Annotated in this window: 18 protein-coding genes and 1 tRNA gene; 10 read left to right on the forward strand and 9 right to left on the reverse strand. The window is 67.6% G+C overall.

Annotation, left to right across the window (positions count from 1 at the left end):
• Positions 1-20 precede the first annotated feature (20 nt).
• From OYT95_RS07710 to OYT95_RS07725, 4 genes are all read left to right on the forward strand, one after another.
• On the forward strand, positions 21-764 hold the full coding sequence (locus tag OYT95_RS07710) for an SDR family NAD(P)-dependent oxidoreductase (protein WP_268791109.1): 744 nt from the start codon (positions 21-23) through the stop codon (positions 762-764).
• A 23-nt stretch (positions 765-787) separates the two neighbouring features.
• Entirely contained in the window at positions 788-1624 is an 837-nt protein-coding gene (locus OYT95_RS07715; protein WP_268791110.1) for a mycofactocin-coupled SDR family oxidoreductase, read from the forward strand.
• A 101-nt stretch (positions 1625-1725) separates the two neighbouring features.
• Positions 1726-2265: a MarR family winged helix-turn-helix transcriptional regulator gene (locus OYT95_RS07720; protein WP_268791111.1), complete on the forward strand. Its 540-nt coding sequence runs from the start codon at positions 1726-1728 to the stop codon at positions 2263-2265.
• 5 nt (positions 2266-2270) lie between these two features.
• On the forward strand, positions 2271-3260 hold the full coding sequence (locus OYT95_RS07725) for a helix-turn-helix domain-containing protein (RefSeq protein ID WP_268791113.1): 990 nt from the start codon (positions 2271-2273) through the stop codon (positions 3258-3260).
• On the opposite strand, the gene OYT95_RS07730 is transcribed toward OYT95_RS07725, so the two are convergent.
• Both OYT95_RS07730 and OYT95_RS07735 read right to left on the reverse strand, forming a co-directional pair.
• Positions 3232-3834 (reverse strand): metallophosphoesterase, encoded by a 603-nt coding sequence (locus tag OYT95_RS07730; RefSeq protein WP_268791114.1) that lies wholly within the window; start codon positions 3832-3834, stop codon positions 3232-3234. The two genes, OYT95_RS07725 and OYT95_RS07730, sit on opposite strands and share 29 nt — an antisense overlap.
• On the reverse strand, positions 3831-4265 hold the full coding sequence (locus OYT95_RS07735) for a hypothetical protein (protein WP_268791115.1): 435 nt from the start codon (positions 4263-4265) through the stop codon (positions 3831-3833). The genes OYT95_RS07730 and OYT95_RS07735 overlap by 4 nt, the downstream gene beginning before the upstream one ends.
• 167 nt (positions 4266-4432) lie before the next feature.
• Here OYT95_RS07735 and OYT95_RS07740 point away from each other — a divergent pair, with 167 nt between their 5' ends.
• The 3 genes from OYT95_RS07740 (at position 4433) to OYT95_RS07750 (ending at position 6191) form a co-directional block, all read left to right on the forward strand.
• Complete coding sequence (locus tag OYT95_RS07740) at positions 4433-4876, forward strand: hypothetical protein (RefSeq protein WP_128639311.1); 444 nt, start codon at positions 4433-4435, stop codon at positions 4874-4876.
• 154 nt (positions 4877-5030) lie between these two features.
• Positions 5031-5402, forward strand: a complete 372-nt coding sequence (locus tag OYT95_RS07745) for a hypothetical protein (RefSeq protein WP_037244075.1) — start codon at positions 5031-5033, stop codon at positions 5400-5402.
• Between the two features lie 12 nt (positions 5403-5414).
• Positions 5415-6191 carry a class I SAM-dependent methyltransferase gene (locus tag OYT95_RS07750; protein WP_268791116.1) on the forward strand — a complete coding sequence of 259 codons (777 nt, stop codon included), beginning with the start codon at positions 5415-5417 and terminating at the stop codon, positions 6189-6191.
• A gap of 29 nt (positions 6192-6220) precedes the next feature.
• Here OYT95_RS07750 and OYT95_RS07755 read toward each other — a convergent pair.
• From OYT95_RS07755 to OYT95_RS07780, 6 genes are all read right to left on the reverse strand, one after another.
• Positions 6221-6294: transfer RNA gene (locus OYT95_RS07755), tRNA-Leu, on the reverse strand.
• 50 nt (positions 6295-6344) lie between these two features.
• The gene (locus OYT95_RS07760; RefSeq protein ID WP_037244064.1) at positions 6345-7289 is read right to left on the reverse strand and encodes a Ppx/GppA phosphatase family protein; all 945 of its coding nucleotides are present in this window, start codon (positions 7287-7289) and stop codon (positions 6345-6347) included.
• Positions 7286-7840: a DUF501 domain-containing protein gene (locus tag OYT95_RS07765; RefSeq protein WP_037244061.1), complete on the reverse strand. Its 555-nt coding sequence runs from the start codon at positions 7838-7840 to the stop codon at positions 7286-7288. Before OYT95_RS07765 ends, OYT95_RS07760 begins: the two co-directional genes overlap by 4 nt.
• Complete coding sequence (locus tag OYT95_RS07770; RefSeq protein ID WP_268791117.1) at positions 7837-8559, reverse strand: FtsB family cell division protein; 723 nt, start codon at positions 8557-8559, stop codon at positions 7837-7839. The genes OYT95_RS07765 and OYT95_RS07770 overlap by 4 nt, the downstream gene beginning before the upstream one ends.
• A gap of 33 nt (positions 8560-8592) precedes the next feature.
• Positions 8593-9879 carry a phosphopyruvate hydratase gene (gene eno / locus OYT95_RS07775; protein ID WP_037244056.1) on the reverse strand — a complete coding sequence of 429 codons (1287 nt, stop codon included), beginning with the start codon at positions 9877-9879 and terminating at the stop codon, positions 8593-8595.
• A gap of 196 nt (positions 9880-10075) precedes the next feature.
• Positions 10076-10846 carry a lytic transglycosylase domain-containing protein gene (locus OYT95_RS07780; protein WP_268791118.1) on the reverse strand — a complete coding sequence of 257 codons (771 nt, stop codon included), beginning with the start codon at positions 10844-10846 and terminating at the stop codon, positions 10076-10078.
• Positions 10847-11090: 244 nt separating this feature from the next.
• Between OYT95_RS07780 and efeU the strand changes: the two genes are divergently transcribed.
• Genes efeU through efeB form a run of 3 tightly spaced genes read left to right on the forward strand, consistent with a single transcriptional unit; the run spans position 11091 to position 14456 of the window.
• Positions 11091-12017 (forward strand): iron uptake transporter permease EfeU, encoded by a 927-nt coding sequence (gene efeU, locus OYT95_RS07785; protein WP_268791119.1) that lies wholly within the window; start codon positions 11091-11093, stop codon positions 12015-12017.
• A 16-nt stretch (positions 12018-12033) separates the two neighbouring features.
• A complete protein-coding gene (gene efeO / locus OYT95_RS07790; protein WP_037244051.1) occupies positions 12034-13173 on the forward strand; it encodes an iron uptake system protein EfeO in 1140 nt (379 codons plus the stop codon).
• Positions 13174-13175: 2 nt separating this feature from the next.
• The gene (efeB, locus tag OYT95_RS07795; protein ID WP_037244049.1) at positions 13176-14456 is read left to right on the forward strand and encodes an iron uptake transporter deferrochelatase/peroxidase subunit; all 1281 of its coding nucleotides are present in this window, start codon (positions 13176-13178) and stop codon (positions 14454-14456) included.
• Between the two features lie 37 nt (positions 14457-14493).
• Here the strand turns inward: efeB and OYT95_RS07800 are convergent, their stop codons facing one another.
• Positions 14494-18453, reverse strand: coding sequence for a diguanylate cyclase domain-containing protein (locus OYT95_RS07800; RefSeq protein ID WP_268791120.1), 3960 nt, complete (start codon positions 18451-18453; stop codon positions 14494-14496).
• Positions 18454-18564: the final 111 nt, after the last annotated feature.

Below are 18564 nucleotides of genomic sequence, written 5' to 3' on the forward strand. Positions count from 1 at the left end.
ACTCGCAGAAGGAGCACACGATGAGGCTGTACGGAAAGACGGCGATCGTGACGGGCGGCGCCGGAGGCATCGGCCGGGCCGTGACCACGGTGTTCGTCCGCGAGGGCGCCAACGTCCTGTTCGTCGACATCGACGACGAACGCGGCCGGGATCTCGAGCAGCAACTGGGATCGTCTGCTCGCTTCCTGAACGTCGACATCTCCCGGCGCGAGTCCGCCGAACAGATCCGGGACGCCGCCGTCGCGGCGTTCGGATCCGTGGACGTGCTGGTCAACAACGCCCACGCATCGCGGCAGGCACTGCTGATCGACCACACCCAGGAGATGTTCGACCTCTCGTTCCGGACCGGGTTCTATCCGGTCGTGCACCTCATGCAGGCCTGCTACGAACAGCTGAAGGCGGCGAAGGGCTCGGTGATCAACTTCGCGTCCGGGTCCGGGCTCGACGGCATGCCCACCCAGACGTCGTACGCCGCGGCGAAGGAAGCGATTCGCGGCGTCAGCCGGGTGGCGGCCAACGAGTGGGCGGCCGATCAGATCCGGGTGAACGTGATCTGCCCGTTCGCCGCCACCGAGGGCGTCCTCGCCTGGCAGGAACGATTCCCCGACCGCGCCGCCGCGTCCGTGGCGAAGGTTCCGCTCCAGCGGATCGGCGATCCCGAGACCGACATCGCGCCCGTCGCGGTGTTCCTCGCGTCCGACGATTCGCGGTACATGACCGGACAGACATTGATGGCGGACGGCGGCAGCATCAAGCTGCGCTGATCCGCCCGGACAGGAGAGCGACGATGAAAGACTTCGAAGGCCGGGTCGCCCTGGTCACCGGCGGTGCCCGCGGCCAGGGCCGCAGCCACGCGGTCGCACTGGCGGAACGCGGAGCAGACATAGTTCTGTGCGACCGCTGCGAGGACAGCCCGGCCGTGAGCTATCCCCTGGCCACCGCCGCCGACCTCGACGAGACCGCGGAGCTGGTGCGCGCCACGGGCCGCCGGTGCATCACCGCCAAGGCAGACGCCGCGGACCGAGTCGCGATGGACGCACTGGTCGCGGAGGCGGAGTCCGAGTTCGGGCGAATCGACGTCGCGGTCGCGAATGCCGGTGTCTCGGTGGCCGCCCCGGTGCAGTCGCTCACGCAGGAGCAGTGGTCGGAGGCGATCGGTTCCAACCTCACCGGCGTCTTCAACACCGTCGGAGCGGTGGCGCCCGGCATGATCCGGCGAGGATACGGCCGGATCGTCACCATCTCGTCGATGCTCGGCCGGGCCGGCAACGCCAACATGGCCGCGTACGCGGCGTCGAAGTGGGGCGTCATCGGGCTCACCAAGAGCGCGGCGCTCGATCTCGCCTCGCACGGCATCACGGTGAATGCGATTGCACCGGGCAATATCTCGACACCGATGATTCACAACGACGCCCTCTACCGGATGATGCGGCCGGACCTGGAGATGCCGGGAGCACAGGACGTGGAACCGGTGTTCCGGAGCCTGCACGCCCAGCCCGTGGCGTGGCTGGACGCCGCCGAGATCACCCGGGTCGTGCTGTTCCTCGCCGCCGAGGGCAGCGCACACATCAGCGGCATCGTCCTGCCCGTCGACGCGGGCAACGCCGCGAGGGTTACTGGCTGACGCCCCGTGAGTACTTGTTAACCGCCCGGCGTTGACAAGTACTCACGGGGGCTAGTTGATCAATGCTTTGACAATACGTGTTCCGACGCTAACCTGTGGTCATGCCCGAGGAGACGACCGACCAGAGCAACCTGGACTTCCTGTCCTTCGTGGACTTCGCGGTGGGCAAGACCGTCGACGAACTGCCCGAGGTCGATCCGGTCTCCATGCGGCTGGTCCTCGCGCTGCACCGCGTGACCAGTGCCCTCGTCTACGATCTCGAGTCGACGGTCCACCGGCCCAGCGGGTGGAGCTGGCCCGGATTCCGGGTGCTGTTCGTGGTGTGGCTCGCCGGACCGTGCGAAGCCAAGCGGGTCGCCTCACTGTCCGGGATGAGCAGGTCCGCCGTGTCGGCCCTGGTGAACACGCTCGAGCGCGACGGTCTCGTGACGCGGCGACCGTCCGCCGGCGACCGCCGGGCGGTCGCCCTCGAACTGACCGACGCCGGGCACGATGCCATCGTCAGCACGTACTCGGCGCACAACAAGCGCGAGCAGACGTGGACGGAGTCGCTGACACCTTCGGAACGGCTCGACCTGATCGGCCTGCTGGAGAAGCTCGCGTCGGGCACCGCCGCACGCGAAGCCGTCAAACGCAATTGAGGTAGATGGTGGCCGTGAGCAGGCTCATCCGTCCGGTCGAACACGGCCTCGTCTCGTTCGACGAGTTCCGCGAGTCGGTCAGCGACGCGTTCGTCCCCCTGGAGATGACCTCGGCGGACCACGCCGACTTCCGGGGCGTCGTGCGCGGCGCGACGGTCGGTGCGATCCGGATCAGCGAGGTCACGGCCGCCCCGCACGTCATTCGCCGAACGCCCCGGACCATCCGCGCCGCCAACCCCGACTACTTCAAACTCGGACTGCAGATCCGCGGGTACTGCGTCCTGAGCCAGGACGGCCGGGAAGCCGCGCTCACCCCCGGCGATTTCGCGATCTACGACACGACCCGGCCGTATCAGCTGTCGTTCGACGACCGGTTCCGGATGCTGGTCGTGATGTTCCCCCGGCACCTCCTCCGCGTTCCGCCCGCCGGCATCGCCCAGCTCACCGCGCGCCGGGTGTCGGGCAGGCAGGGGCTCGGCGCCGTCGTCACCCCGCTGTTGCGCGGGCTCGGCGAGCAGATCGTCGACGCCTCCCCCACCGTCGCGGTGCACCTCGGCGACGCCGTCCTCGACCTGGTCGCGGCCGCGTTCGCCGAGCAACTTCACCTCGCCGACGGGCCGCTGCCGCAGTCGCGCGCGGACGCACTACGCGCCAGGGTCACCGCCTTCATCGACGAGCGGCTCGCAGACCGGGAGCTGGATGTGCACTCGATCGCCGCCGCGCATCACATCTCGGTGCGGCACCTGCAGAAGATGTTCGAAGCCGACGGCGACACGGTGAGCGGATGGATTCGACGCCGCCGCCTCGAGCAGTGCCGTCGCGATCTCGCCGACCCCCGTTACCGCGATCTGCCCGTCTCCGCCCTCGGCGCCCGCTGGGGTTTCGCCGACGCCGCCCACTTCTCCCGGCTGTTCAAGAACGCGCACGGATCGACGCCCGGCAGATACCGCGCCGACGCCATACCGGTCACCGAGTCGCCGCGTCCGACCCGATGATCTCGGCGATCTCGTCGACGTGCACGGGCCTGCGCCAGCTGTCCCAGCCCACGTGGATCTGCCGCGGATGCACGGACGGGTCGAGCACGTCGTCCTGATGAGTGTGCCCGTGCAGCAACCAGTCTCCCTGGTCCTGCAGCCGGTACTTCACGCCCCGGTCCTCGGCCGTATGGTCGCCGACGTACGGGAAATGGGAGAGCAGCACGGTCTCGCCGGCGATCTTCCGCCGCGCGAACAACTGCACGGACGCGAACGTCTCCAGGAACACTCGCTGCCGGATGTGACTGTTGCGGTTCGCCATCGGGTGGCACGAGTCGTGATTGCCGGGGATCAGATGCAGTTCGACATTCCGGTTCCGCGCGAACTCGTCGAGCGTGCGCAGCGCCCAGTCCTCGGCGGCCGTACCTCCGACGGTGACGTCGCCGAGTATCCAGAGTTGGTCGCCGCTCCCGACGGCGGCGCCCAGTGCGTCGAGGATGGATTCGTCGTGCGCGTCGATCTCCGCGTCGAAGCCGCGGATCTCCACCAGCCGTGCGTGACGAAGGTGCAGATCGGACGTGAACCACACGCTCATGTCAGGAACCGCGACCGCAGTTCTGCGAAGAACGCCGCCGACAGCCGCTCGAAGTCGTCGGCGCCCAAGCGGATCCGGTCGCCGATCTCGAGCTTCAGAACGGACTGGCCGGGGGCGTACTTCAGGACGCTGATGCCGCGCAGGACGCCGTCGTTGTTCATCAACGAGTCGGCGATGATCTCGACTTCGTTGAGCGGGTTCCCGTCCTTACCCGTCACCGCCCGGATCCGGTGGACGAAGTAGCGGTCCAGCACCAGGACCATGTTGTCGAAGAACAGTGGCTCGAAGTCCTCGAGTGCGGCGAAGACCTTCTTGCCCGTGACCTCGCCCGCAATCGCTCCCGTCAGCGTCGTGTACGCGGCGACCTGCTCCGCGATCGACGCCTCGGCGTGATCGATTTCTTCCCTCGTGTAGTTCTTCCGTCCGAGCACTTCGCCGTCTCCTTCGATGCACCGGGTGTCGGATCGACACGCTGAACTCCCAGACCAGCAGTGTTCCACCTTCCACATCCCAGCAGATGAGGGTTCGGGGTGCGATACTCCCGGGTGGCTCTTGCCTCGTATCAACCGGCAACCGAGAAGTCCGGAAGGATGCACCGATGAAGGTCACGATTGCACGAACCGTAGGTATCGCCGCCGCTGTCGCCGGCGCGGGCCTGCTCGCCGCACCCTCCGCGTCCGCGGCACCCGAAGACGTCACAGTCGACATCGGCGTCGACGGGAATGCGGTGGTCATGGACGTCCGGTACGACGTGTCCGGGGCGGTGGTGTGCGTGATGAACATCGTCCCCGTCGACGGAACCCTGCCTGCCGCCACCGTGGGCCCGACCGTCGTGATGGGCGGAGACGACGGCGAGCTGCGGGCCACCGTCGACCCCGGCGAGTACGCGGTGCAATGGTCCTGCTCGAGCGTGCCGTCGTTCGAGCAGTGGGGAAGCATTCCGCCGCTGACCAACGGCACCGTCGAACCCACCGTCGTCACCGTCACCGAGACGTCGGGACCGGGCGGCGGAGGCTCGTCCGGCAGTCCGTTCGGTAGCTGACGGACCGTGCGTACGTGAGCGGCAAAGCGTGTTCGAGCACTCTTTCTCACTCACGTACGCGGGAATGGCGAACTTCTTGGACCGACGCGTAACGAAACCGCTGCGAGTGGGGATTGACAGTACGGAATCCCGCAACGGACAGGAACCCTCCGCCATGGCTACCGTCACGCACATCGATATCGCTCGCGCCCGCCGCTCCCGTCGGGTTCTCTTCATCGGCAACCCCACGCGGTACAAAGAGGTGTCGCACTGGGCGATGGTCAAGCAGTGGATGGTGGTCCACGGACTCGAGCCCGTCCGGAAGATGGACGGCCCCGCGCTCTGCGCGATCGTCACCGAGGACGTCCTCGACGGGGTCGGCTCACCCCAGGACGCGCTGAGCATGCAGCACGCCCGTGAGCAGGGCATACCGGTTATCAGCGTCCACGACAGCACCCAGATCTGGCAGGCCACGGCCCGCGTCCGCGCATCTATCGCGCGGGCCGGCGGCGGCACACACTCGAGCCCTCACCACCAGGGAGCCTGAGGCCTGGCCGTCATGGTCGACTGGGACGGCGAAGGATACGCCGATGTCGGCGCCCTCCAGCGCGCCGTCGCGGAGCAATCGATCGCGGAACTCGCCCTCGCGGGCAGTGAACGGCTACTCGACGTGGGATGCGGCGACGGATTCGTCACGCTCCGGATCGCCGAACGGCTCCCCGGCGGTTCGGTGGTCGGAGTGGACGCGTCGCCGCGGATGATCGCGAAGGCCCAATCGAGAGTCGTGCCGGAGGGCACCCGCGCCGAGTTCCGTATCGCCGACGCCCGCGCCCTCCCGTTCGACGGCGAGTTCGACGTCGCGGTGTCGTTCAACGCCCTGCATTGGATCCCCGATCTGCAGGTGGCATTGGCGGCGATCGCCCGCAGCGTCGTGGGCGGCGGACGGGTGATCATCCAGATGGTGTGCGCGAGCCCGCGGACCAGTGTCGAAGATGTCTTGATGGCCGTGGCGGCGCGCCCGCGATGGGCGGAGTTCTTCACCGACTTCACGGCGCCGTTCGTCCACATCGAACCGCAGAAGTTCCGCGACGTCGCGAAGGCAGCAGGACTCGACACCACCGTCCTCGTCGTGCGCGACGTCGAATGGGATTTCGGTTCCCGGGAAGAATTCGCGCGGTGGTGCACCGTCGGATCCACCGACTGGACCGCGCACCTCGACGACGCAGCCGTGCCGGAGTTCATGGACGACGTCGTGCGCGAGTACGAGCAGATCTCCGGACGCCCCGGACTGTTCCTGTTCACCCAGATGCGGGCGGAACTCGCCCGAACGTCCTGAGCCGCCGCCGAAGCACGCCTCAGTGAGGGTGCCCCCAGTCGGACTCGAACCGACACTGTGCGGATTTTAAGTCCGCTGCCTCTGCCAATTGGGCTATAGGGGCTACCGGTCGCCGAGGGTGTCGCTCGGCGACCGTGCGCAGATCACCCTAGCTCAGGCGATCGACAATGCGATTCCGTCGAGGATGTCGTGTTCGCTGACGACGAGTTGGTCGATGCCCGCCTTCTTCTCGAATGCGTCGGCCAGCGTCAGGGTCACGATCGCGCCGCCGCCGATGACGTCGACCCGGCCCGGGTGCATCGGGCCGAGCGCGGCCCGTTCGGTGTGGGTCATGGCGATCAGCGAGTTGCAGACCTCGCGCAGCCGGGGCATCGGGATGCGGGACAGGTGCACTCGCTCGGCGTCGTATTCGGGCAGTTCTTCGGCGAGCGCGGCGATGGTGGTCATCGTTCCGGCGACGCCGACCCAGGTGTGTGCCTGTTCGACGGGGACACGCGCGAACGCCTCGTCCAGGCGTTCCTGCGCGAACGCGCGGGCCTCCTCGACCTGTGCGGGTGTCGGCGGATCGTCGTGGAGGCAGCGCTCCGTGATGCGCACGCATCCGATGTCGGTGGAGAAGGCGGCGTGGACGCCGGATTCGTCACCCAGGACCACTTCGGTGGAACCGCCGCCGAGGTCCACGACCACGAACGGTCCCTGCGACGGATCGAGTTCCCCGACTGCCCCGTTGAACGACAGCCGTGCTTCCTCGTCGCCGGTGATGACCTCGGCCCCGGCGCCGGGGATGACGGCGCCCAGCACCTCGCGGGTCATCGAGAAGAAGTCTTCCCGATTGGACGCGTCGCGGGTGGCCGACGTGGCCACCATCCGGACGGCGGTGGCGCCGGCGTCCGCGATCATTCCGGCGTACTCGCTCAACGCGACTCGGGTGCGTTCGATGGCCTCGGGTGCCAGTCGTCCGGTGGCGTCCACGCCCTGGCCCAGCCGGACGACGCGCATCTCGCGACGGACGTCGCGAAGTGCGCCGTGCTCGTCGACGTCGGCGACGAGCAGGCGGATGGAGTTCGTGCCGCAGTCGACGGCGGCGACGCGCGTCACTGCTCGGGACCTTCGACGTCGTCGATGCCGGGCCAGTCCGCGGGAATCGCGGTGCCCCTCAGCTTGCCGCCTGCCGCGGACGCGGCGAGGGCCACCGATTCGTCGCCCAGCGGATTGACGCCCGGCCCCTTCGCCAGCGAGTGGGCCATCAGCACGTGCAGGCATTTGACGCGCTCGGGCATTCCGCCACCGGTGAAGTCCGTTCCCAGGGGCTCGATGGCGTCGCGCTCGGCGAGATACGACTGGTGGGCGCGCAGGTACGCGGCCGCAAGCTCCGGGTCCTGCCCGAGACGCTCGGTCATCTCACGCATCACTCCCGCGGACTCCTGCCGGCTGGCCTCCGCGGTCAGTCGCGGATCGGTCAGGTAGTACAGCGTCGGGAACGGGGTTCCGTCGGGAAGTTTGGGCGCGGTCTTCACGACGCCCGGCGTGCCGTCGGGACTGCGGTACGCGATCTCGAGCACTCCACGCGGTTCGCGGCCCAACTGGGCGGCGACGGCGTCGAGGTCTTCCTGCGGCACGGGGCTGGACGGGTCGGACGAAGTGGTCACCCGGTGGGTTCTCCTGGTTCTGGCGGTACGGGCGGCGGCACCACGGGGGGCACCGGAGCCGGTGCCGGCTGCACGTCGGGTGCGGCCGGCGGTTCTGAAATGGTCTTCCACAGGTCGGAGTACCAGGGGCCTGCCATCTCGGCGTCCTTCTCCTCCGGCTTCTCCGGTTCCTTGTAGTCGCCGGGCAGCTGCACCTGGAACGGGGTGTCGCCGGGCTTCACCCACCGGAGCCGGCCGCGTGCCTGCGCCTCGATGTAGGCGGGGTCGGAATAGCGCTCCTCGAGTATCCGCAGTTCCTGCAGATCCTTCTCGAGCTGAACCTGTTCCGCCGCAATACGATCCGCCTCCCCACGCTGGGTGAGGTAGTTGCGCAGCGGAACGGCGAGGGTGAGCGCGAGGAGCAGCACGACCATGACGAGGACGAGCGCCCGGCCGGTCGACAGCCCGAGGATCGTGTGCTCGGATCGAATTGCGCGGGCGGCCCCGGCCGCGCCCACCCGTCTCGGGCGGGCGCGGCCGGGGAGCACCTTGCCGGTGTCGGCGCCGTCGACTGCGTCCGGTTTGCCGTCGGCCTCCCCCGGCGTCGTCGACTTGGTGGTGCGGGGGCGCCGCGCTCCGGGAGCGCCGTCCGCCCGGTTTCCGCGGGCCCGTTCACCACGCCCGGAGCCGCGGCCGCCCGGACTCGCTCCGGACGACCGCGGCCTGCCGCGCTGTGCCACCTACCCCAACACCCCTTACTCGACTGTCGAACGTCAGCCTTCGAACGCGAACCGCGGGAACGCGACCTCGCCGGCGTAGCGGGCGGCGTCGCCCAGGTTCTCCTCGATGCGCAGCAGCTGGTTGTACTTGGCGACGCGCTCGCTGCGGGCGGGGGCACCGGTCTTGATCTGACCGCTGCCCACGGCGACCGCGAGGTCGGCGATGGTGGTGTCCTCGGTCTCACCGGACCGGTGGCTCATCATCGTCTTGTAGCCGTTGCGGTGCGCGAGGTCGACGGCGTCGAGGGTCTCGGTCAGCGTGCCGATCTGGTTGACCTTCACCAGCAGCGCGTTCGCGGCGCCCTTGACGATGCCCTCTTCCAGACGCTCCGGGTTGGTGACGAACAGGTCGTCACCGACGAGCTGGACCTTGTTGCCGATCTGATCGGTCAAGGAGACCCAGCCGTCCCAGTCGTCCTCGTCCAGCGGGTCCTCGATGGACACGATCGGGTAGGCATCGACCAGCTCGGCGTAGAACGCCGCCATCTCCTCCGCGGTCCGGTTGCTGCCCTCGAACTTGTAGCCGGTTCCGTCGGTGTAGAACTCGGTGGCGGCGACGTCGAGCGCCAGCGCCACGTCGGTGCCCAGCACCAGGCCCGTCTTGCCGATCGCGACGCTGATCAGATCCAGCGCTTCCTTGGTGCCCGCGACGTCGGGGGCGAAGCCGCCCTCGTCACCGAGACCGGTGGCCAGGCCCTTCTCCTTCAGTACCGACTTGAGGGCGTGGTACACCTCGGCGCCCCAGCGCAGCGACTCCTTGAACGTGGCGGCCCCGATCGGGGCGACCATGAACTCCTGGACGTCGACACCGGTGTCGGCGTGCGCACCACCGTTGAGGATGTTCATCATCGGGACGGGCAGGACGTGGGCGTTGGGGCCGCCGACGTAACGGAAGAGATCCAGACCCGACGACTCGGCGGCCGCGCGGGCCACTGCCAGCGACGCACCCAGCAGCGCGTTGGCGCCCAGACGCGACTTGTCCGGGGTGCCGTCGGCGTCCAGCAGGGCCTGGTCGACGGTCCGCTGCTCGGTGGCGTCGATCCCGATGATGGCCGGAGCGATCTCGCTCAGGACGGCCTCGACGGCCTTCTCGACACCCTTGCCGCCGTACCGGTCGCCGCCGTCACGCAGTTCGACGGCCTCGTGCTCACCGGTCGATGCACCCGACGGGACCGCGGCGCGAGCGAAACTTCCGTCGTCGAGCAGCACCTCGACCTCCACCGTGGGGTTACCACGGGAATCGAGGATCTCACGGGCTCCGACCTGCTCAATGATGGACACTTGCTGATTCTCCTTATATGGGCTTCGCACTGTGCACCGACCGATCCGATCGTGCCAGGGACACCAGATCGTGCCAGCACACAGCGTAACGGCACACCGAAACCGGCGCGGGATGGCGCGCCCCGCGGACGGCGATCCGCCCGCGCGACACCTACCGATGTGGCGTCGATCACGCCACGGAGGGGTGACGGACCGATTACGGTCGAACCCCCACCGAATAGGCGGACGCCCGGTCGCGTACCAGCGTGAGGTACTCCCCCGACAGGTTGTAGGCCATCAGCGCCGACTGCCAGCCCTCCGGACCGGTGAGGTCGCCGCCCCGGTCACACAGGTAGCGGGCGGCGGTCAGCGCCGCGTCGTCGATGTTGTCGGCGTCGGCCACGCCGTCACCGTTCGCGTCGACACCCCACCGCTTCCATGTCTCGGGAATGAACTGCAGCGGACCCATCGCGCGGTCGTGCACCGGGTCGCCGTCCATCGCCCCGCCGTCGGTGTCGGGGATTTCGGCGACACCGGGTCCCCCGTCGAGGGGGATTCCCCGGATCTCGGGGGTGACCTGACCGGTGGGCCCGACCGTCGAACCGGCGTGGGTGCCGTGCCGGCTCTCCACGCTCGCGATTCCGGCAAGGGTGGTCCACCCGATCCCGCATTCCGGCTTCGTCTCGGCCATCACCGTCGCCGCGTAGCCGTATGCCTCGAGCGCGGTACTTCCGACACCGATCGAGTCGGCCAACCCGGCGGACCATTGGTGCATCTGATCCGCCGAACGTCCCGGCGCGTTGATGTCGATCGGAGGGGTCGCCGCCCCCGGACCGGGTGGGATGCCTTCCGGTATCGCGATCCTCGGTTGCTGCTCCCGCGAGCACGCGCCGTAGGCGAGAACCACGACCACCGTCGCCGCGAGAAGAGCGAACAGCGGTCCGGGCCATCGGGAACGACGTATCGGCCGCGCGGGATATCGGTTCACGTCTCCATCATCCACACGAAACTCGCCGATCCCGGCCACGCGGGACGGTCCACACACCGCGCCGGGTCGCGGCGAGGCAACACACCAAAGGTAAAGGGTTATAAAAGTGCTGGTGAGGGCTTCTTCGGACAAGCAGGCGCGGTGTATGTTTTCTTCAGGGCTAAGGTTCGCCTTGCCTACCGCAAGGTTGCCTACCCAACCTTGCGGACCACTCGGCTCGACCCCGCCTCGCCCAGGAGTGTGCATGTCAGTCCTCGCCGCAGGGACCGCGCCGTCGATCGCCACACAGCTGTTCGGCAGTGGATTGATCGGTCTGCGCGAGGGCCTCGAGGCAGGCATCGTCGTCATGATCCTTGCCGCGTTCCTCGTGAAAGCGGAGCGCAAGGACGCACTCAAGTGGGTCTGGCTCGGCGTCGGCATCGCCGTCGCGATGGTGGCGGCGATTTTCCTCGTCATCCACTACGGAACGTCCACCGTCACCGGACTCACCGCGGAGATCATCGCCGGCGTCGCGTCCCTCGTCGCGGTCGCGATCGTCACCGTCATGGTGCTGTGGATGCGCAAGGCCGCGCGGACCATCTCGCACGACCTCAAGGCGGGCATGGAGAAAGCATTGGTCGCGGGGCCCATCGCGGTGCTCACCCTCGCGTTCTTCGCCGTCGGCCGGGAAGGCGTCGAGACGGCGCTCCTGATGGTCGGGTACGCCGAGAACACAGCGGGTAGCGCCTGGCCCCTCGTCGGCCTCCTGCTCGGTATCGTCGCCGCCGCGATATTGACGGTCCTGTTGTACTTCGGCGCCGTCCGGCTCGACTTCGCGAAATTCTTCAAATACACCGGCATCTTCCTGATCATCGTCGCCGCCGGAATCCTCGGGTACGGCATCCATGCCCTGCAGATCGGCGGCGTCCTGCCCGGCGGCTCGGCACTCGCCTTCGACATCTCGGACGGCTACGACGCGTCCAGCTGGTACGGCACCGTCCTGGCCGGCATCTTCAACTTCCGGCCCGACCCGACGGTGCTGCAGGCCGTCGCCTGGGTCGTGTACGTCGTCGTGGTCCTGTTCCTGTTCCTCCGGCCCGTCTCCGCACCCACACCGGCCCCCGCGGCACCCGCAGCCGATGCGGCCCCCGAGCGCACCGCCTCTCCCGCCCCCGACGAAACCGTTTCATGAAAGGCAACTTCCGCCCATGAAGACCACGCGCCGAACCAGCTTCGCCCTCGCCTCCGTCGCTCTGCTGCCGCTGGCGCTCGCTGGCTGCACCGAGAAGTCGACCGCGAGCACCGACGACATCACCGTCACCGCGAACGACGACACGTGCGACGTCAGCGCCGACTCCGGGACCACCGGGAACAGCACGTTCCAGGTCACGAACAACGGCACCAAGGTCACCGAGTTCTACGTCTTCGCCGAGGGCGACCGGGCGATGGGTGAGGTCGAGAACATCGGTCCCGGGCTCACCCGCCAGCTCATCGTGTCGCTGCCCGACGCCGGCACCTACCAGCTCGCGTGCAAGCCCGGCATGGTCGGCGACGGCATCCGCCAGGAGTTCACCGTCACCGGCGACTCGATGAGCGCGTCCGACGAGAGCGGACAGCTCGCCGAGGCCGCCGACGGCTACCGCCGCTACATCCGCAGTCAGGTCGTCGCCCTGCAGGACACCACGCAGCAGTTCGTCGACGCCGTCAAGGCGGGCAACATCGATCAGGCCAAGGCACTCTTCCCTGTCTCCCGCACCTACTACGAGCGCATCGAGCCCGAGGCCGAGAGCTTCGGTGAGCTCGACCCCAAGCTCGACCTGCGGGAGGCCGACCTCGAACCCGGGCAGGAATGGACGGGCTTCCACCGGCTCGAGAAGGATCTGTGGGTCACCGGCCCCCAGCCCGACACCAACGCGATCGCCGACCAGCTCGTCGTCGACGTCCAGTACCTCGCCGACCAGGTGAACGCCGAGGACTACACGATCGATCCCACCAAGATCGCCGGCGACGCTCAGGGTCTGCTCGACGAGATCTCGACGTCGAAGATCACCGGCGAGGAGGACATCTTCTCGCACACCGACCTGTGGGACTTCCAGGCCAACGTCGACGGCTCACAGGCCGCGGTCGCCGCACTTCAGCCGATCATCGACGAACGCAATCCCGAACTGGCCGCGAACATCACGCAGCGTTTCGCGGACCTCGATGCCGAACTCGCTCAATACCGCCAGGGTGACGGGTTCGTCTTCTACGACACTGTCAACGAACAACAGCGCCAAGAACTCTCGCGCAAGATCGACGCCCTCTCGGCAGAGGTCAGCCAGGTTCAAGGCGTGGTAGCAGGCGCATAATCATGACTGATCCGACCGGTACGACCGACACGACCACCTCGGTGGACGAGCGCAAGGGTGTGTCCCGACGACGTCTGTTCGGCGCCGTCGGGGCGGGAGCCGCCCTCGCCGGCGCCGGTGCACTGGTCGGGCGCGCCACCGCAGCCGAACCCCCGATCTCGCACGCCGACGTCGTGGCCTTCCGGGGCGAACACCAGGCAGGCATCGTGACGCCGGCGCAGGACCGGATGCACTTCGTGGCGTTCGACGTCACCACGAAGTCCCGTGAGGAACTCGAAGCGCTCCTGAAGAAATGGACTGTGATGGCCGAGCGGATGACCGCCGGCGAGGAGGCCACCCCGGACGGTGCCATCGGTGACGGCGTCTACGTTCCGCCCAGTGATACCGGTGAGGCGCTCGGCCTGCCTGCATCGCAGCTGACGCTCACCATCGGGTTCGGGCCCTCACTGTTCGACGATCGCTTCGGCTTCGCGTCCAAGAAACCCGCCGCGCTCGAGGAGCTTCCGCACTTCCGGGCGGACAACCTGGACCCGGCCCGCAGTGGCGGCGACATCGCGATCCAGGCGTGCGCCAACGACCCGCAGGTGGCCGTGCACGCCATCCGCAACCTGGCGCGCGTCGCGTTCGGGACGGCCTCCGTCCGCTGGTCCCAGCTGGGATTCGGCCGCACCTCGTCGACGTCGACCACCCAGGACACACCGCGAAACCTGTTCGGGTTCAAGGACGGAACGAACAACATCAAGGCCGAGGAACCCGGCGTCCTCGACGAGCACGTGTGGGTGGCGTCCGGCGACGACCAGGCGTGGATGGGCGGCGGCGCGTATCTCGTGGCGCGGCGGATCCGCATGCTCATCGAGCAGTGGGACCGCACCGTGCTCGGCGAGCAGGAACGCGTGATCGGACGGTCCAAGGGCACCGGCGCTCCTCTGAGCGGCAAGGCGGAGTTCGACGAACTCGACCTCGATTCCAAGAAGGGTCACGACCCGGTGATCGACGTCGACGCGCACGTGCGGCTGGCGTCCGCTCAGGAACTCGGCGGCATCCAGATCCTTCGTCGCGGATACAACTTCACCGACGGCTCCGACGGTTTCGGCCACCTCGACGCCGGACTTTTCTTCATCGCCTACTGCCGCAACCCGCAGGAACAGTTCGTGCCGATGCAGCTCAACCTGTCCCGGAACGACGCGATGAACGAGTACATCCAGCACGTCGGTTCCGCCGTCTTCGCGTGCCCGCCCGGCCTCGCCGAGGGGCAGTACTGGGGTCAGGGCCTGTTCACGTAGGGCCTCTCGATCCCGCGCACCTGACACCGCGTATGCATCAACGGTGTCGGCCGAGCAACTGAAGGTCGAGCTGGTCGGGAGGCAGCGGGCGGCCGTGGTAGTGCCCCTGGGTGACGTCGCAGCCGTATCGACGCAAGGCACGCAGGGTGTCTTCGTCTTCGACGCCTTCGGCGACCAGAGATGCGCCCAGGCTGTGTGCGAGCTCCACGGTCGATCGGACGATCGCGACGGATCGAGGGTCGCTGGCGAGGCGGGCGACGAAGATCCGGTCGAGTTTGAGCTCATCGACGGCGAGGTCCTGCAGATAGGCAAGGGAGGACCAGCCGGTGCCGTAGTCGTCGATCGACAATCCGATTCCCAGACCCTGCAGCGCCTCGACCACCCTTCTGGCGCGCCTGTAGTCGGTCATCAGGACGCTTTCGGTGATCTCGAGGATCAACGTGTCGGCGGGTAACCGAAGGTCGTCCAGGAGTCGGTCGATCTCTGCAACCAGGTCTGCGTCGAGCAAATTCGTGACCGATAGATTCACTGCGACGGTCAGCGATATACCGCGATCGAGCCAGCTCCGCGCCTGACCCAGCGCAAGCTCCAGCACTCTCGCTGTCAGTGGACGCATCAGTCCTGACTGTTCGGCCTGAGGAAGGAATTGATCGGGTAGGAGCAAGCCGCGGAGGGGATGCTCCCACCGAACGAGAGCCTCGACGCTGTGCACCTGGTCGTCGCAGGCACTGACCTTCGGCTGGTAGTAGCACGTGAGCTCGCCACCAGCGATCGCCGTGCGCAGCTCGTCGATGGTCTGTCTCTCCTCGATGCTGCGCTGGTACTCGGTAGTGTCGTACACGGCGATCGTGCGGCGCGTGGACTTGGCGCGATACACAGCCACTCCGGCGCACTGCAGCAGATCCTGGGGGTTTGTGCAGTGTTGCGGGCAGAGGGCGATCCCGATCCGCGCCTCGACGCGCACCGTGACCTCGTCGAGATCGAAAGGCTCGTTTACTGCCTCGAGGAGCTGGCCGGCCAATACCCGGGCGTCCGTGAGGTCGATCCCTGCCGGCAGCAGGACCGCAAAGGCGTCTCCGTCGAGGCGTGCCGGCCGATCACCCGGTCGCACGGACCGAGCCAGCCGGTCCGCTATCTGGCACAGCAATTGATCGCCCACATTACGTCCGAACGAGTCGTTGATCTCCTTGAAGCGGTCCACATCCATCAGCAGCAGGCCCGGCCCCGGGCCCGGGCCCGTCCCCGACTGTGCCGCCCGGTCGAAGTATGCGGCCGTCAGCGCCGCCATGATCGCCCGCCGATTGGCCAGGTCGGTGAGGTCATCGGTGCTCGCCTGGCGGTGGCTGTCGGCCAGGACGACGACTTCCCGGAACGTCACCGCGAATCGGGCCGCGACCGTGACGAGGCTGAGCGCGGCGAGCACCACCGCGAATCCCGGCAACCGTGCATCGTGGTCGAGGACCAGCAGCCCCACCGAAGCGGCGGTGCACACCAGCGGGGGTATCCAGATACCCAGTCCCGATAGCTGACCGGACTGCCTTCGGCCAGGGGCTCGCCAACTGGCCACGGCCACAAGTATCGCGGCGGCGTGCGGGAGCGCATCGATCCACGTAGTCTCCCCGTGACCGGCAGCAGTGCGGAACAGGTTGACAGTGTCGGCCACCGCAAACATCATGAACCCCGCGACCAGCAGCACCCACCGCTGCTCGGCCCGCCACCCCAGCACCGCGAGTGCCCCGACCGCGAGTGCCAACAGAAGCATGTCTCCCACCGGGTAGGCCAACCCGACGATCACCGCCGCGGGTGATCCGTCGGCGACCGAGTCGATCGGACCGAATGCGACGGCCGTTGCCAGCGCCGCCAGCGTCAACCCTGCGGTGATGGCGTCCCACCAGATCTCGGTCGGCAACCGCCGCGCTTGCGCGCGCACGAGCACCACCAACCCGGCGTACACAAGTGGGTAGAACGCCAGTTTCAGCAGATCGGCCACCGATGGGGTCTGGCCATCAGGCAGCCACGACATCGCCACGGCATCGCCCACACACCAGCTGGTCATCCCCAGCGCGATCAGCCACCACGCCCGTCGCTCGGTCGGAATACACCACGCGCGAGCCGCAACCAGAAAGGCAGCCGACAAGGCCAGTCCGTTGTAGAGCACTCGGTGCAGCACGATCCAACCCGTTTGATCACCTGCCCCCATCAAGATCCCGAACAAGACCACACCGATCAGCAGAATCACCAGCCCCGCCATGACGCCCCGCCGCGCCCGATCGGATGGCGACACCCAGCTCACCGGACCCGGTCGGTGTCGATTGTGTGCAGACCTCGGCACCGACACGATGTCCCTTCCCGCTACAGCCTGATCCGTCACGTGTCGTGCGTGTCGCGGTGCGTTCGTGATTTCCCCGGGTCCGAGGCTGTGAGTCGGATTGTCGTCGCAGGTCAGCGCGCCCATGGTGTCGGAGTCGGCTGGGTCCGGCACGTAACTGCGCAGACAACCACCACCGCAGCGCTTGGCCGCATACATTGCCAGATCTGCCTGTTTGAGCAAGCTCTCGGTCGTCGCGCCGGCGACCGTGGAAATGGTGAGCCCGATGCTGGGGCGGATGGAGAGCACGACACCGTCGATGATGAACGGCGGGGTGAATGCCTCCAGTACCCGGTCTGCGGCCGACAGGGCATCTTGGACACTGCCTTCGACCAGTGCCGCGAACTCGTCGCCTCCGAGCCGTGCGACGGTGTCGGTGCTCCGCATGCACCCGGTGAGCCGTTCCGCGACGCGGATCAACAGCTCGTCCCCCGCGGGATGGCCGAGGCTGTCGTTGACGGTTTTGAAATCGTCGAGATCCACACAGAGCACTACGATCGGTGTGAGTTCCCGGCGCTGGCGCTGTAAGGCTTGGTCGAGCCGGTCGAGAAACAAGGCACGGTTCGCCAGTCCGGTCAGTCGGTCGCGAAAGGCCTGCCGGGCCACGGTGAGCAACAACCGTCGGTTCTCGGCCAACACGATGAACTGCCGTGCCAGCAAGGCGATCACCAGGACCACGATCGCAGCGGGAATCGGCCCGGAGCCCAGGCTGGGCAGCTCCCGCTGCAGGCCGACGGCGGCGGCCAGCAGCAACGGAAGGTACGGCAACCACAACCGTGTCCGAGACGGAATCTGGGCCGGAACCGGCTCGAGTGACTGCTCGCGGGTGCTCGACAGCGCCGCCAGCCCAATCGCGGCGAAGGCGGCCACCCAGCCCAGGTCGGTAACGCCGCCGTTGTGATACGTGCCCAACGCGGTCAAGTACGAGACTGCGCTGGCCGACAACGCCATCAGAATGATCCCGATGCACAGCAGTCCCATGGTCAAGCGTTGCCCAGCCCGCGCTCGGGTCAGCACCACAATTGCCATCGTCGCAATCACCAGATCCGCGACAGGATAGGCGAGGGACAACACGAGGGCGACCGGGGTGGCGCTCCCCGCGCGGTAGACGCTGCCGAGCACGCTCACCCACGACATCACGAACAGTGAACCGGCCACGATGATTCCGTCCAGAATCAGCCGGGTACGGGACTGTCCGCTGTCACCTGCCGGGAACAGCAACAGCGCCGCGCATGCGCCGACCGGAAACAGCAGGTACGCAGCAGCCGCCGAGGAGGGGAACGGTATCTGATCACTGCCCTGCCACACCACGTAGTAGCACCAGATGGCTTGGCCGACCGACCAGGCCGCCAGCCCACCCGCCAACGCCAGCCAGCTGCGGCGGCGACTGCCGTGTCCTCTCCGGGCAGCCCACGCGGTACACCCGGTCGCGACGAGAGCAAACACCAGCAAGCCGACGTCGACAACCACCGTGGTCGTAAACGTCCCACCCCACCCTCGCCACAGCGCCAGCGCGAACAGCAATGCCGGTACGGCAAACATCGCCGCGATCAGCCAGAGACCGCCGCTCCATACCACGGCCTTTGCACTCGGCGACGTCCCCACCCGCGCGGCTGTCCGATGTTCCATCGCCACCACCCGAACTGCCGCCTGCCGTCAGTAAATTATCGGATTCAAAGTATCCAGAGGTCCATCTTTGCACGATGTGCATACTGAAATATAGTGCAAAAAGATACCTAT

The organism is Rhodococcus sp. JS3073 (genome assembly GCF_026810085.1).
Taxonomy (GTDB): domain Bacteria; phylum Actinomycetota; class Actinomycetes; order Mycobacteriales; family Mycobacteriaceae; genus Rhodococcus_F; species Rhodococcus_F wratislaviensis.